Below are 15762 nucleotides of genomic sequence, written 5' to 3'. Positions count from 1 at the left end.
GTAATTGCGTCGTTGCGATATGAGTCACATTTTTAAAATGGCAACGTGGCGGGACAGGGTATGAAATTTAACCTGATACTTAGCAGGGTTTATATATTGAAACTTAATTTTTACGGGTATAGCATTAACCCGCTATTGTTTGTTATTGATGCTTTAGGAGGTCAAGAAAATGGTAAATACCTTTACTTATGATAGATATAGAAATCGTATCGGCCAGGGCGTTCGTGTAATGGATGCCGAAACGGGCGTTACCGGCAAAATTACCGCGTTCAGGGTGAAATCGAGTTCCCCGGAAGAAATTCGCCGCGAAAGTTGCGTACAACTGGAAGGGCAGACGGGCCTGTTTAAACCTGTCTCTCTGATGAGACTGGAAACGACGTCTGCCTGATTTTTTCTGTTACGCCGGTAAATTCCCGCAATATAAGGCCACTATGAATAGTGGCCTTAATGTTTTACGCAGCCACCTCTGCTTTGCCTCGTTTTATAAATCCCCGTTCAACCTGAACGTCAATTCTCTGCGCAGCGTGAGGGAATATCACATGCCTGTTTGTTTGTGGTGTTTTGTGCTGATGCACGGCTTGTACACAAGAATAAAAACCTGCAACAAAACTGACCCTGAAGCGTCGGGAGTCTTGTGACATCAATGCAATCAATGCTGTCATTACGCCATAAATTTCTTGCCGCATGGCCGGAATGTTGCGGAATATCGTTATTTATTTCTGGCTATTGAAATAAATGCTGTCATGAACGATAAATAAATGTGAAAGACCTCACGGTTGTGAGTGCCTGTGTTGGTGATTTTTCTCAGTCAGGTTAATTTCCTGTCATCAGAATATTATGCTTTGTTTTGTCGTGGAGTGGAGTCGATATGCGTGTGGTGATTTTAGGCAGTGGTGTGGTCGGTGTCGCCAGTGCATGGTATCTGGCTAAAGCGGGTCATCAGGTGACGGTTATTGACCGCCAGTCCGGCCCGGCAGAAGAAACCAGTGCGGGTAATGCAGGACAGATCTCACCGGGCTATGCTGCGCCGTGGGCGGCTCCGGGGGTTCCGGTCAAAGCCGTCAAATGGATGTTCCAGAAGCACGCGCCTCTGGCGATTCGCCTCGACGGAACACAGTTCCAGCTTAAATGGATGTGGCAAATGCTGCGTAACTGCAACATGGACCACTATCAGACCAACAAAAGCCGCATGGTGCGTCTGGCGGAATACAGCCGTGACTGCATGAAAGCGTTACGCGAAGATACCGGCATTCAGTACGAGGGTCGGCAGGGTGGCACGTTGCAGCTTTTCCGCACCGCGCAGCAGTTTGAAAGCGCAGCCAAAGATATTGYGGTGCTGGAAGACGCCGGTGTGCCGTATCAGTTGCTCGAATCCAGCCAGCTGGCGACTGCAGAACCGGCGCTGGCTCAGGTTGCGCACAAACTGACCGGCGGCCTGCGTTTACCCAATGATGAAACCGGCGACTGCCAGATGTTTACCCGCAAGCTGGCAGACATGGCGCGTCAGGCGGGAGTTATCTTCGAATTTAACCGCACGGTGGATAAGCTGCATATTGAAAATGGCGAAATCACTGGCGTGCAGTGTGGCAATGAGTTCGTCAGGGCGGATGCATACGTGGTGGCATTCGGATCGTATTCCACCGCGTTGCTGCGTGATCTGGTCTCTATTCCGGTTTATCCGCTGAAAGGCTATTCCCTGACGATTCCGATTACTGATCCGGCTTCTGCGCCGGTGTCTACCGTACTGGATGAAACCTATAAAATTGCTATCACCCGTTTTGATGACCGCATCCGCGTCGGCGGTATGGCGGAGATTGTCGGCTTCAACCTGAAGCTGGCGCAGGCGCGCCGCGAAACGCTGGAGATGGTGGTCAAAGATCTCTATCCGAACGGCGGCAACGTCGAACAGGCCACGTTCTGGACGGGGTTGCGTCCGATGACGCCGGATGGCACGCCGATTGTCGGGCGTACGCGCATTAAGAATTTGTATCTCAATACCGGCCACGGCACGCTGGGCTGGACGATGGCCTGCGGCTCCGGGCAGTTGCTCTCGGACATTATGTCCGGCGTGACGCCTGCGATCCCATCCGATGATCTCTCGGTTGAGCGTTACAGCCCGGATTTCATTGCCCGTCCGGCTGGCCCGCACAAAATGCATCCGGTAGGCTGAACCTGCTGTAATCCGATCCCATGCGGGGTTTGATACCGCATGGTTTTTACTTTGCTTATTGCCGGAGCTGGTATGCCTCGCCCGATTTCAGCCACATTGTCTCAGTCTGCGTTAACTCAAAACCTGAACATCATTCGCGGTTTTGCCGCCAACAGTAAAGTCTGGACGGTGGTGAAAGCCAACGGCTACGGCCACGGTATATCCCGTATCTGGCGCAGTTTATCCGCCACTGACGGTTTCGCTTTACTCGATTTCAATGAGGCGATTTTACTGCGTGAGTCCGGCTGGCAGGGACCGATATTACTGCTTGAAGGTTTTTTTACCGCAGAGGATCTGGCTATTGTTGATCAATATCGCCTGACCACGGCCGTACACAGCGAATGGCAGATAAAAGCCCTTGCGCAGGCCAGCATCAGCCTGCCGGTCAGTATCTACCTGAAAGTAAACAGTGGCATGAACCGCCTGGGTTTTGCGCCTGAGCGCGCCGGTGCTGTCTGGCAGCAGTTACGCGAGCTGAAGCAGGTGGGGGAAATCACGCTGATGAGCCATTTCGCCACCGCTGACAGTGTGGAAGGTGTCGATGCGCAGATGAGTGTGATTAACCTCGCCGGGCAAAACATTCGCGGCCCGCGATGTCTGGCCAATTCCGCTGCGACGCTGTGGCATCCGCATACACATCATGACTGGATCCGTCCGGGAATTATTATCTATGGCGCGTCGCCAAGCGGTGAGTGGAAAGATATTGCGCATACCGGTCTGCAACCGGTCATGACGCTTAAAAGCGAGCTGATTGCCGTACAGGAACTTAACGCCGGTGCGCGCGTGGGTTACGGCGGGCGTTACAGTGTAACTCGTCCTCAGCGTATCGGCGTGGTGGCCTGTGGCTATGCGGACGGATATCCGCGCCATGCGCCTTCCGGTACACCGGTTTGGGTAGACGGTGTGCGAACGACGACGACGGGCACGGTTTCAATGGATATGCTGGCTGTGGATTTAACGCCATGCCCGCAGGCGCAGATGGGTGCGCCGGTTGAGTTGTGGGGGAATAATTTACCGGTGGATGACGTGGCAACAGCGGCCGGTACGCTGGGTTACGAACTGCTGAGTGCGCTGGCACCCCGCGTACCGGTGTCGACAATCGGTTAAAAAACGTATTACTGTCCCAGGCGGGTCAGCTGACCCGTCGATTTTTTGCTGGCGCGTCGAGCCAGCATCGCCAGACATCCCCCTGCCAGCATCACCAGCGACAGACTCAGCTTAGGCTGCAACGGTAATGCCATCGCGATAAAACCAAGTAGTGCACCGCCCGCCATTTGCACCGAACCTGCCAGTGCCGAAGCCACGCCTGCTTCACCGGAGAACGGTTCCAGCGCATAACTGGTGGCCGGGCCCATCAGGAAAGCCAGACCGGCACAGGCGCTGGCGACTGGCACCATATACAGCCAGGTTGCTGTTTGTTCCGCAGGCGGAACCAGCGTGATCCCAGCGATTAGCCCGAGACAGCCAATAAACATCAGGATGCCGCCTGTTTTCAGACATACCGGACGCCCCACTTTGCGGATAATCCGGTTGGCGATAAAGCTCATCCCCATGATCCAGAATCCGTTTGCGCCGAATACCAGTGAAAACTGCAGTGGCGTCAGCCCGGCAGTGTTCATCAAAACGGTCGGCGCCAGCGAGACATAGGTCAGCGCCATACCCATTGCACCTGCATTCACCAGAGCAAAAGTAATGAAGCGCGCATTGAATAAAATGCGGGCGTACTGACGGAATGGCAGGCCGGTGTTGGTCTGCGTATCAGCAGGGCGAGTCTCAGGCAGTTTGAATATAACCAGCAGTAAGACAGCCAGTGTATAACCGGTTAATGCCCAGAACGGCGCACGCCAGCCATAATATTGCGCGATCAGGCCGCCGATCAGCGGTGCCAGTGCCGGAATGATATTCAGCGTGCCATTGAGGAAACCATACGCACGGGCGGCATCGTTGCCACTCATCCGGTCGCGTACGCCGCTGAAAATCACTACGGAAGTGCAGCACACTGCCAGTCCCTGAATGACGCGGGATAATAAAAACATCCACGGTGTTACGGAGGTCGCAGCAACTATCGCCCCTGCCAGATACACCATGACGCCGATAATGGCGATCGGGCGACGACCAAATTTATCCACCAGCGGACCGGCCACCAGTTGTCCCAGCCCCATCACCAGAATAAATAAGGAAATCGAGGACTGAATGACCGCCTCGGTGCTCTGTAAACCGAGCGCGATGGCGGGAATGGCGGGCAGGTACAAATCAATACCTAAAGGGCCAAGCAGCACCATGCTCAGCAGCAGGAAAAGGAATTTTTGCATTGAAAACATCACTGTCAGTCATCCGAAAGGACGCTAAGGGTAATGATTTCGTTAATGAATGGAAAGAAGCTTGTGATAATCAGAGCGGCGGGCGCTGTGAATAAAAACGGACACCCGCAGGTGCCCGTGATCTAAGCGGTGACGAAAGACTTATTTTTTCTTCCAAAAATCATCAAACACCGTGACCGGCGGCTGACGTTTATGTTCAGTGCGCAGGTACCAGCCCTCAATGACGGTGGCATATTTATCGTCGATCTTCTTGCCTTCCAGATAGTCGTCGATCAGTTCGTAAGTCACGCCGAGCGCAGCTTCATCTGGCAAGGCAGGGCGGTTATCTTCAAGGTCAGCGGTCGGGGCTTTCGTATAGAGATGTTCCGGGCAACCCAATTCTTTGAGCAGGGCTTTTCCCTGACGCTTGTTCAGACGGAAAATCGGGTTAATGTCCGTGCCGCCATCACCGTATTTAGTGAAGAAACCGGTCACGGCTTCGGCAGCATGATCAGTCCCGACCACCACGCCTTTTTTCATCCCGGCGATGCTGTACTGCGCTTTCATGCGTTCGCGGGCCTTTTCGTTGCCTTTAATGAAATCGCTCAGTTCGATACCGATTTCACGTAAGGTCGCTTCGCTTGCCAGGACGGCATTCTTGATATTAACGGTCAGAACCTGATCTGGCTGGATGAACGCAATGGCATCCTGGCAGTCCGATTCATCAGCTTGCACGCCATATGGCAAGCGCACCGCAATGAACTGGTAAGCGCTATCATTTGTTTGTGCGCGTAATTCGCTAATTGCTGTTTGGCAAAGTTTGCCGGTAAGAGTAGAATCTTGCCCGCCGCTGATACCCAGAACCAGTGTCTTGATGAACGGGTGGGCCAGCAGATAACTTTTGAGAAAATCGACGCTGACACGAACTTCCTGTGCGGCATCGATGTGGGGTTTGACGTGCAGAGCCTGAATAATCTCTTGTTGTAAAGCCATGACCACTCCTCCTGAAGGCTGCCTTCGAGGAACCCGAGGCAAAAATAAGACGTTATCAGGACAAAACTACCCCGCATCGCTCAAAAGGACAAGATTCAGCGACGAGTTAGGCGGAAATCTGTACGCTGCCGGCTCGCAATATTTCGAACCAAAGTGGCGGGAGACGTAAAGTGTGGCGCGTAATGAACCATTTCCATTCCTCATTGAAATAAGAAATCAATGCAAGAAAGGGTAATGATTTTGTATGTTTCTATTGCCGGAAATATATGTCACTCGGAACTATCCAAAAAAGCCGCTTTATTAAGATATTCCGGGCTGAGTGCGTTATATTTGTTGCGGTAGAAATATTTGTATGCATATGCCATCGAAATGGAGTTGCCAGGCTTGATTAACGGATCCTAATTAATGGCATAAATCGTGTGGTTCCAGTCTCGTTATTTGCCTTAAGTCTTATTGGGGAAACAAAATGTTTTTTCGGGTTGTACGTCGTTTACCAGCTTGTGCCGTAGTCTGCGGTGCAGCGCTGTTCAGTATTTCAAGCCTTGCAGACACCACCATCTTCACCGCGTTAGATGATCCGGCTCAGGCGAAAAAGCCGTTCGAGGGCAATATTCAGGCGGGTTACAGTGCGCAAACCGGTAACACCAGCAACTCCACGCTGAATGCTGATACCACCATGACCTGGTTTGATACCAACACGGCTAACAGCCTGTGGGGTTCTGCGCGTAACACCTCTTCTTCCGGTGTGCGTTCATCCGAGAAGTATCAGGCCGGTGCCCGTACGCGTTATAACCTTGACAACGCGAACTATATTTTCGGTCAGGGGAGCTGGCTGAGCGACCGTTATAACGGTTACCGTTCGCGGACTGTGGGCGCTGTCGGTTATGGTCGTCAGATCTGGAGCGGCCCGGTTCATACGCTGAACCTGGAAGCAGGTCCTGGTGTTCGTCATGATGAATTTGAACAGGGCGGTAACACCACCCGTGCGCTGGCTTACGCTTCAGGCACTTACGGTTACCAGATCAGCGACACTGCGCGCTTCACGCAGGGTGTTTCTGTATTAGCGAACGACGAAACTACGCTGAACTCAGAAACCGCGCTGACCGTTGCGATCAACTCCCACTTCTCGTTGAAAGTGGCGTATGACGTAACCTATAACACCAAACCACCAGCCAGTGCGCCGGATAAAACCGACACCGTGACGTCTGTAAACCTGGTGTACGGTCTGTAATTTCCCCCGGGAAATTATGCAGAAAAGCCGGAGGAGAAATCCTCTGGCTTTTTTTATGGGTTATTTTTGCCAGCATCTTGCACTGAATTTTAAATAAGCGGATGGCTATTAAGCCTCTCAATTATATTCCCTGTATCCTGCTTGTAAGCCAGAAGAAAATATCCCTGAAAGCCACAAACGGCGCAGGCAGGGGTAACCGGATGAATACCCCTATAAACCATGATTTCTTATGTTTCGCGCTATGCTTCTTGCAGAATTTTTTTTATAAACTTAAAAAAAACCTAAAGTAAGTCTTATTCCTGCCGATAGAAACCGAATGTTTAATCTTAAATCAATGCCATAGCCACTTCTGATGCTGTGTTTTTGAGGCGTACAGGCAAGCGGTTCTGGCCATAGAAAACACCGGATATGGAAATCATAAGCTTTCTTACACCATTAGCCCGCACTGTTTCGGCGTGCGCGTGTCTTTCCCTGCGGTGGCGAGTTTCCTGCCTGCTGGTACTTACCGGAATGTTTTCCCTCACCGCGCAGGCCGCGCCGCTCAGCCCCGCTGACCGCGACAGTATCGAACAGCAGCAGCGGCAACTTCTGCAGCAGAACCAGCAGCAGCGTCAGGAACTGGAGCGCAGCACGTCAGTCGCCCCCGCTCCGCAAACTCCCTTACACTCCGGCGGCCCGTGCTTCGATATTCACGAAGTTACCCTCAGCGGCGCAGACCATATGCCCGCGCGAATACAGCAAAAACTCACCCAACCCTATCTGCAACAGTGCCTCGGCATTGGCCAGATTAATGCCCTGGTGAAACAGGTCTCTGACTGGTATATCGGCCAGGGCTATATCACCAGCCGCGCATTTCTCACCGAACAGGATTTGTCTTCCGGCACGCTGCAACTCACGGTGATGGAAGGCAAGCTGGAAGCCATCAAAATGGAAAACCAGCGCGGCGCAATGCTGGCGATGGCGTTTCCGGGGCTGACCGGCAACATCCTTAATTTGCGTGATATCGAACAGGGGATGGAGCAGATTAACCGGCTGCGCAAAACGCCGGTGCAGATTGAAATCCAGCCCGGCAGCCAGCCGGGATACTCCATCGTCAACCTCACCTCAAAGCCTGAGTTTCCCCTGCAGGCCAGCGCCGGTTTTGATAACTCAGGGCAGAAAAGCACCGGCACCGGACAGGTCAGMGGYTCGCTGACCGGCAATAACCTGCTCGGGCTGGCGGATCAGTGGTTTGTCAGYGCGTCACGCAGCAGCGACGGCGCAAGCGACCATGACGCGAAAAGCGTGCAGGCGGGCGTTAATCTGCCTTACGGCTACTGGCTGTTCGATTACAACTACAGCTACAGCGACTACCTGAGCACCATTGAATCGCAGGGCTATCTGTGGCGCTCCACCGGCGACAGCCAGGCGCACCGCTTCACGCTTTCCCGCGTRCTGTTTCGCAACGGCGACATGAAAACCGCCGCCAGCCTCGGGCTGACGCACCGCCTCAACCGAAATTATCTCAACGAYGCCCCGCTGGAAAGCAGCACCCGCAGCCTGACCAACTGGACCGCAGGCATTAATCACAGCCAGAAACTCTGGGGCGGATACGCCACGCTTAACCCGGCGTTCAGCCGTGGTGTGCCGTGGTTTGGCGGCGAAAGCGATGAAGATAAAAATCCGGATGCCCCGCGCGCGGAGTTCTCCAAATGGACGCTGTCCACCAGCTATTACCGGCCTGTCACCCAACGCATTACCTGGCTGACCAGCGCCTACGGTCAGTGGGGCGATGACCGTCTTTACGGCAGCGAACGCCTGACGATTGGTGGCGAAAGCTCGGTGCGGGGGTTCAAAGAGCAATACCTCTCCGGCGACAACGGCGGCTATTGGCGTAATGAGCTGGACACTCAACTGTTCGCCATGCCGGGGCTCGGCCAGATCAGCGCCGTGACGGCGCTTGACGGCGGCTACCTGCAACGCAGCAATCACGACACCAATGCGTCCGGCACCTTATGGGGCGGGGCGGTGGGTTTATCGAGCAGTAACGCACATTTCTCCAGCCAGTTTACYGTCGGCTGGCCGCTGAGCTATCCGGACTCACTGGCACCGGATCGCGTCACGGTCTACTACCGCATCGGYTTTGCACTTTAGCGTTGTACCTCTRCATAAGAGAGAAGGAATTCGGCGATGAAATCGATCACAGAGCAACCGGTCGCGTTATGGCGTAAAGCGCTGGCCTACGGGCTGATGGGCTGGMTGGTCTGGCAACCGGTGATGCCYGCATTTGCGGCGGGTATCACGGTAGCCGAAGGCAACACCCGCACCGATCAGGCGGGTAACGGCGTGCCGGTGGTGAACATCGCCACCCCGAATCAGGCCGGGATTTCGCATAAYAAATAYAACGATTTCAACGTCGGCCAGCAGGGCCTCATTCTCAACAACGCCACCGGCAAACTGACCCAGACTCAGYTGGGCGGGCTGATMCAGAACAACCCCAATCTTACGGCAGGTCAGGAAGCGAAGGGCATCATTAACGAAGTGGTGTCGTCGAACCCTTCRCAGCTTAACGGCTACATGGAAGTCGCCGGTAAAGCCGCRAACGTCATGGTCGCCAACCCYTACGGCATCACCTGTAACGGCTGCGGCTTCCTCAACACCCCTAACGCCACGCTGACCACCGGCAGGCCGGTGCTGAATGCGGACGGCTCGCTGCAATCCCTCGASGTCACGCAGGGCGCGATCACCGTTGAAGGTCAGGGGCTGGATGCCCGCACGAGCGATTCTTTTTCACTGATTTCCCGCGCCGCGCAGATTAACGCCGGGCTGTACGCCAGAGACCTGAACGTCACCCTGGGTGCCAACCGTGTCGATGCGCAGGGCAATGCCACGCCGATATCCGGCGCAGGCGTACCGGCGGTGGCGATTGACACCGGCGCACTCGGCGGYATGTACGCCAACCGCATTCATCTGGTTTCCAGCGACAAGGGCGTCGGGGTCAACCTCGGCAACCTGAACGCCTCGGTYGGCGATATGCAGATTGATGCCAGCGGCAAGCTGACGCTAAGTAATGCGACTTCCACCGGCAAGCTGACGGCGAATGCGCAGGCCATCGCCCTTAACGGCACCCAGCAATCGGGCGGCGATATGGCGCTCAACAGCCAGGGGCAACTGGCCGTTCAGGGGAGCCAGGTGACCAGCGGCGGCAATATGACCCTGGCCGCTGACCAGCTCAATTCAGGCAATACCGCGCAGGTGTCTGCGGCAGGCAATATTCATGCTACTGCCGGTAATGGCAGCCAGTGGCAGGGCAAGCTGACGGCGGGGAAAGATCTCCAACTTAACGCCGGAGATCTGACCAATAACGGGCTGATTGCCGCAAACGGAAACGCCCGTATCACCACGCAGCGGCTGACCAATACCGGCACGCTGCAGGCACAGGGGACGCAAGATCTTCAGGCGACAACGCTGGATAACAGCGGGGTGGTACAGGCCAGCGGTGCCCTGACCCTTACTGCCGGAGAGACTCAGCTTGGCGGATTGCTGTCGAGTGACAATCAACTGACCGGGCGTTTCGGGCAACTTTCCACCCTCGCAGGGTCGCAAATTCAGTCCGGTACCGATGCGGATATCGGCGTGCAGGGCAGTGCGGTACTCGGCGGTAACGTCCGCGCCGGACAAAACCTGCAGCTCAGCAGCGGCTCACTGAGTTCGGCCAGCAGCGCTAAGCTTTACGCCGTCGGGAATGTGCAGGCCAATGCGGGCAATAACGGTGTGTGGAATGGCAGCCTGACGGCGGGCGGTAATCTGGGCGTCAGTGCGGGCGACATGACCAACAATGGCACGCTGGCCGCCAGCGGCAACACGCAGCTCACCACGCAAAAACTGACCAACGGCGGCCTGATACAGGCGCAGGGCACACAGACCCTGAACGCCACGGCCCTGAACAACAGCGGCAAAATGCAGTCCGGCGGCGCGCAAGATATCACTGCCAATACCCTCAGCAATCAGGGGCTGATCGGCTCGCAGCAGGGGCTGGGGTTGCAGGTTGCTGACCAGATGACGGTCGGTGAACAAGGCTCGCTGTTTGCCGGTGACCGGCTGAACATCGGCGGCGGTCAGATGATTGTCGACGGCACACTGACCGGCAAAAATGGCCTGACGCTCAACAGTAATTCCCTGAGCGCCGGGCAACACTCGCTGATCACCAGCCTTGGCGATATTCAGCTCAATGCTGCGCAGCAGGCGCTTGGCGGCCAGTTGTCGACCTCCGGCAACGTGGGCCTGAACGCTACGGATCTGTCCGTCGGGGCGCTGGGTTCCGTTCACAGCGATAAAGATTTATCCCTGACGGCAACCGGCAGCGCCACGSTGGCCGGTGCGCTCGACGGCAACACGCTGRAAGCCGGTGGCGGCACATTGCAGGTGACCGGCACCGGTTCACTGGCCTCCACGGGAGATATGCAGTTATCCGCCCGCCAGCAGCAGCTCGACGGTACCATCAGCGCGGGCAATAMTCTTTCGATTAACGCTGACCGGCTTAATGCCGCACAGGGTGGTAAAACCTCGGCACAAAATGACGTGCAGGCCACGGTTGCCAGCGGCGGGCAGTGGTCCGGCAGCCTGATTGCCGGACGTGACCTGAACTTTACCGCACACGATTTCAGCAACGGCGGCACGCTGGCCGCCAACCGCAACGGGCAGTTCAGCTTCGGCACCCTGACCAGTAACGGCCTGCTGCAATCCCTCGGCACGCAGCAGCTTGACGGCGACACCTTCAATAACAACGGCACGGCGCAGTCCGGCGGTGACCAGACGCTGACCCTCAGTCAGTTCAACAATCAGGGGCTGACCGGCACCCGCGGCGACATCATACTGAACGCGCGGGACGGCGTGACCAACGGTGATGCGGCAACCTTACTGGCCGATGGTCAGCTGACGCTCAACACCGCCCAGGCAGATCTGGGCGGCACGCTGACCGGCACGCAGGGTGCAACACTTAACGCCACCGCGCTGACCACCCGCGCCGGATCGGTACAGTCCAGCCAGGGCGATGTGAACCTCAGTGCGGATACCGCGAACTTAAAGGGTTTTCTCTCCGCAGATGGTAACGCGGCGCTGACCACGCAACAGCTCACCACCGGCAACGGCTCGCAGACGCAGGGTAAAAACGCGCTGGGGATCAGTGCGTCTGAAAAAGCCGATCTGGCCGGGAAACTGGTGACACCGGGCACGCTGACAGTTCAGGCCGGTACGCTGACCAACGGCGCGGCGCTGGGTGCGGACAATGTGGATATCACGGCCAGCTCGCTGACCAACAGCGGTGCCATCACCGCCGACGACGGCCTGCATGTGAAAGCCGGTACGTTGCAGCAGCAAGGCAGCCTGTCTGCGCAGAACCAGATGACGCTGGAAGGCCAGACGCTGGTCAATCAGGGCAACGTGTCGGGCGGTAACGTCGGCGTGAATGTCACCGGCAGTCTGACCAATCAGGGCACCGGCGTGATATCGGCGGGTAATGGTCTGACCGTGACGGCACCGGTTGTGACCAACAGCGGCCAGCTTCTGGCACAAACCGTCGGCGTGAATGCCACGGGTATCAGCAACAACGGGCTGATGCAGGGCAACGGCGGCACCACGCTCACCGCCAGTACGTTAACCAACGGTACGCAGGGGCAGGTATTGTCCGGCGGCACGCTGGGTGTGCAGGCAGGCGATACCCAGAATCAGGGACGTTTACAGGGCAGCCAGCTTACTCTGACCGGTAACAGCCTGACCAACGGCGGCACGGCATTAGGCACGAATGGCCTGAACGCGCAGATGCAGGGGGATCTCACCAACAGCGGCAGCCTGCTCTCATCCGGTGATGTCACGGTGAACGCCGCCACGCTGGAAAACAGTGGTCAGTTGCTCAGCGATAAAACCGCCACGGTGACGGCTAACCATCTGACCAATCAGGGGCAAATCCAGGGCGACGTGCTGGCCGTTACCGCCGGTTCCGCAGACAACAGCGGCAACCTGATTGGCCTGAAGGGCCTGACGGCGCAGTTGCAGCAGGATTTAACCAACGCCACGTCCGGCAAGATGCTGACGCAGGGCGCACTCACCGTCACCGCCGCGCACGTCACCAACAACGGCAACTGGCAGGCCGACAGCGCCGATGTACACGCCGGTCAGTTAGATCTTAACGGCGCGATCCAGACCGCCTCGCGCGCGGAGCTTACTCTTACCGGTGCGCTCAACACGCAGGCACAGGGCAAAATCATCTCAACCGGTCTGGCTATTTTGCAGGCGGCGAACCTGAATAATCAGGGGAACTGGTCGGCGGATAATCTCACCCTGACCGGCGGTGCGCTGACCAGCAGCGGCGGCATCAGCGGTGTCAGCGCGCTTGCGGCCACGCTCAGCGGGCAACTTCAGGTTCAGCAGGGCGGCACATTACTCAGCGGCGGCACCGCCACGCTGAACGCCGGGAATATTGCTAACAGCGGCACTCTTCAGGCCGGTAACCTGACGCTCACCACCAACAGTATTAGCAACACCGGGCAGTTACAGGGCCAGCAAAGCCTGCAGGGTACGGTACAAAACGGCATCACCAACCTGAGCGGCGGCACCGTACGCAGTCAGGGGACGTTAGATTTGGGCGCACAGACGCTGCTCAATCAGGGCCAGATGCAGGGCGACGGCGTCACTCATCTGACCCTCACCGGTAATCTCAACAACCAGGGCACCTTACTGACCGGCGGCAGGCTGACAGTGTCTGCACCGGTGCTGACCAACAGCGGCACGCTGCAGGCACAGGGCCTCACCATGACCGGCGGCACGCTCAACAACAGCGGTACGCTGACCGGACAGGGCGACAGCGCACTGAACGTCACGCAGATGACCAATCAGGGCCAGCTTCAGGGCGACCGGCTGACGCTTACCGGTAACGAACTGCATAACACCGGCACAGTATTGGGCAGCCAGTCACTGGGGCTTAACGTTCAGAACGCCGACAACCAGGCGGGCGGCAGACTTTACAGCGCAGGCAACCTGACGATGGTGACACCGGTGCTGAATCAGGCGGGCAGCCTGCTGGCGCTGGGGGATATGACGCTGCAACTCGGTTCGGGCTTCACCCAGACCGGCACGCTGGCAGCGGGGCAGAACCTCAACCTCAGCACGCAGGGCGACCTGAACGTGCTCGGCACCTTGCAGGGCAACGGCATCCAGCTCAGTTCCACGGGCAACTTTACCAACAGCGGTCAGTTGCGCGGTGGCGGCGGTACGGTGGGCGTGGACGCCAGCAACATCCAGCTCAACGGCAGCGGCAGCGTACAGTCCGGCGGGGATATCCGCCTGGCCAGCCGTGGCGTGCTTAACAACAGCGGCTTTGTCGGCGGGGCGGGCAACGTGGTGATGTCCGCAGCCGGGCCGCTTGCCAACAGCGCACTGCTGTACGCCGGTAACAACATGCAGTTGCTGGCCGACAGTATTCACAATAACTACGGCGATATTCTGGCAGGCAACAGCCTGTGGCTGCAGCGGGACGCGGCGGGCAACGCCAACAGTGAAGTGGTCAACACGTCGGGGGATATCGAAACCACCAACGGCGATATCACCATCAATACCGGCCATCTGCTGAATCAGCGGGACGGTTTGAGTGTGTCCGGTTCCTCTCAAACGCCGGTGGATGCGCCGTCATGGTTGGGGCAAAGCTCCGTGACCATGAGATTAGGGGATCTCAACGAAAGCGACCTCGGTTATTACACGGTATCGGTCAGAACTGGCGGAAGTATGGGACAAGGTAACGGTTCCGTTGATGACCATTTTTACCTTGCGCCGAAAGCGACGGCTGCAGAAAAGAAATATCTGGTCAGTACCTCAACCGTTAATGCTACCGCCTCAGGAGGCGCGGGGCGTATTGCTTCAAACCGCGATTTAAATATTGCAGCCAGTAATGTAGATAATATCGCCAGCAATATTTTGGCAGGGGGAAACATCACCCTGTCCGGCAGTTCTTTGAATAATCAGTCTTATGAGAATGGCGTCCAAAATGAATATCTGACCTATAAATATACGGGCGTTACAGCCACTGAGAGCTTCGATAAACTCCACGGCTTAGCTTACTTTGACCCTGACTGTGGCAACTGCTATTACGTTGATGCCGATACCAATACTAAAGTTACCTATCAGTTAGCGAACGGCGCAACTTACGAAACCCTCAGCACCGGCGAAGGCCTCCGCTCAGTTATTCAGGCCGGTGGGGCAGTTAACGCCAGTTTCAGCAATAACATCAGCAATACCACGACCTCCGCTAACGCAGGCGGTTTATCCCATGCGATAAGCGCCCCGTCTCTGAACGGCACGTCGGGCCTGCAACAGGTCAGCGGTTCGCAAAGTAAACAACTGGCATCCGCACAAAACCTGACCGTCGGCTCGGTACAGTGGAACAATTCCGTCACCGATGCGTTAAAGCAAATCGGCAATCAGGGCGCTGCACTGACGGATTACCCGCTGCCGACCGGCAATAACGGTTTGTTTGTGGCGAGTCAGGATCCTTCCAGCCCGTATCTGATCACCACCAACCCGCAACTTGGCGGGATCGGTAAAACCGATCCGTCACTGTTCAATGCGCTGAACGATTACCTTGCGCGACCGACGTCTGCGATATCTGCCGTGGGCAAACAGGCCACCCCGGGTGGTACCGGCCTGACCTCTGCGGCCTTTTCTGCAACGCCGGTGGCAGGTCAGGTTGTCCATCCTGCGGTTCAGCCTGGCACGCCGTCCAACCCGCGCATTGAAACGGCACCGGTCTATACCGACGAGAGCAAGTTCCTCGGCTCGGCCTACTTTATGGACCGGCTGAAGCTGACGCCGGACTATGACTACAAATTCCTCGGCGATGCCGCCTTCGATACCCGTTATGTCGATAACGCCGTGCTCAGTCAGACCGGACAGCGCTACGTCGGCGGCACAGGGTCAGACCTCGCGCAGATGCAGTATCTGATTGATAACGCCGCCGAACAGCAGGCCGGTCTGGGCCTGCAACTGGGCGTCAGCCTGTC

8 protein-coding genes are annotated in these 15762 nt (G+C 56.6%); 6 read left to right on the top strand and 2 right to left on the bottom strand.

Going from position 1 to position 15762, the window contains the following annotated elements; all coding sequences use genetic code 11:
• Window positions 1-169: 169 nt before the first annotated feature.
• From ydfZ to dadX, 3 genes are all read left to right on the top strand, one after another.
• Window positions 170-388 carry a putative selenium delivery protein YdfZ gene (gene ydfZ / locus AC1DUO_RS21495; RefSeq protein ID WP_013575338.1) on the top strand — a complete coding sequence of 73 codons (219 nt, stop codon included), beginning with the start codon at window positions 170-172 and terminating at the stop codon, window positions 386-388.
• Between the two features lie 480 nt (window positions 389-868).
• Window positions 869-2170 carry a D-amino acid dehydrogenase gene (locus tag AC1DUO_RS21490; RefSeq protein ID WP_477988665.1) on the top strand — a complete coding sequence of 434 codons (1302 nt, stop codon included), beginning with the start codon at window positions 869-871 and terminating at the stop codon, window positions 2168-2170.
• Between the two features lie 72 nt (window positions 2171-2242).
• Window positions 2243-3316 (top strand): catabolic alanine racemase DadX, encoded by a 1074-nt coding sequence (gene dadX / locus AC1DUO_RS21485; protein ID WP_112198670.1) that lies wholly within the window; start codon window positions 2243-2245, stop codon window positions 3314-3316.
• An 8-nt stretch (window positions 3317-3324) separates the two neighbouring features.
• Here the strand turns inward: dadX and AC1DUO_RS21480 are convergent, their stop codons facing one another.
• Together AC1DUO_RS21480 and nadE are read right to left on the bottom strand one after the other, a co-directional pair.
• Window positions 3325-4521 carry a multidrug effflux MFS transporter gene (locus tag AC1DUO_RS21480; protein ID WP_037034912.1) on the bottom strand — a complete coding sequence of 399 codons (1197 nt, stop codon included), beginning with the start codon at window positions 4519-4521 and terminating at the stop codon, window positions 3325-3327.
• A 150-nt stretch (window positions 4522-4671) separates the two neighbouring features.
• A complete protein-coding gene (nadE, locus tag AC1DUO_RS21475; RefSeq protein WP_112198671.1) occupies window positions 4672-5502 on the bottom strand; it encodes an ammonia-dependent NAD(+) synthetase in 831 nt (276 codons plus the stop codon).
• Between the two features lie 466 nt (window positions 5503-5968).
• On the opposite strand from nadE, the gene AC1DUO_RS21470 reads away from it, so the two are divergent.
• The 3 genes from AC1DUO_RS21470 to AC1DUO_RS21460 all read left to right on the top strand — a co-directional run.
• Window positions 5969-6733 carry a DUF481 domain-containing protein gene (locus AC1DUO_RS21470; protein ID WP_013575345.1) on the top strand — a complete coding sequence of 255 codons (765 nt, stop codon included), beginning with the start codon at window positions 5969-5971 and terminating at the stop codon, window positions 6731-6733.
• A 510-nt stretch (window positions 6734-7243) separates the two neighbouring features.
• On the top strand, window positions 7244-8866 hold the full coding sequence (locus AC1DUO_RS21465; protein ID WP_477988663.1) for a ShlB/FhaC/HecB family hemolysin secretion/activation protein: 1623 nt from the start codon (window positions 7244-7246) through the stop codon (window positions 8864-8866).
• A gap of 36 nt (window positions 8867-8902) precedes the next feature.
• A partial coding sequence (locus tag AC1DUO_RS21460; RefSeq protein ID WP_477988662.1) for a two-partner secretion domain-containing protein occupies window positions 8903-15762 on the top strand: 6860 nt, incomplete at its 3' end.

This window comes from Rahnella sp. P4_A8 (assembly GCF_056402435.1).
Note: the sequence above shows the minus strand (reverse complement) of the source record. Positions and strands in the feature narration are given on the sequence as shown.

Bases quoted from the DNA above. Each gene is read 5' to 3' on its own strand.
- ydfZ (WP_013575338.1), top strand. From the start codon at position 170: ATGGTAAATACCTTTACTTATGATAGATATAGAAATCGTATCGGCCAG.
- dadX (WP_112198670.1), top strand. From the start codon at position 2,243: ATGCCTCGCCCGATTTCAGCCACATTGTCTCAGTCTGCGTTAACTCAA.
- AC1DUO_RS21480 (WP_037034912.1), bottom strand. From the start codon at position 4,521: ATGCAAAAATTCCTTTTCCTGCTGCTGAGCATGGTGCTGCTTGGCCCT.
- nadE (WP_112198671.1), bottom strand. From the start codon at position 5,502: ATGGCTTTACAACAAGAGATTATTCAGGCTCTGCACGTCAAACCCCAC.
- AC1DUO_RS21470 (WP_013575345.1), top strand. From the start codon at position 5,969: ATGTTTTTTCGGGTTGTACGTCGTTTACCAGCTTGTGCCGTAGTCTGC.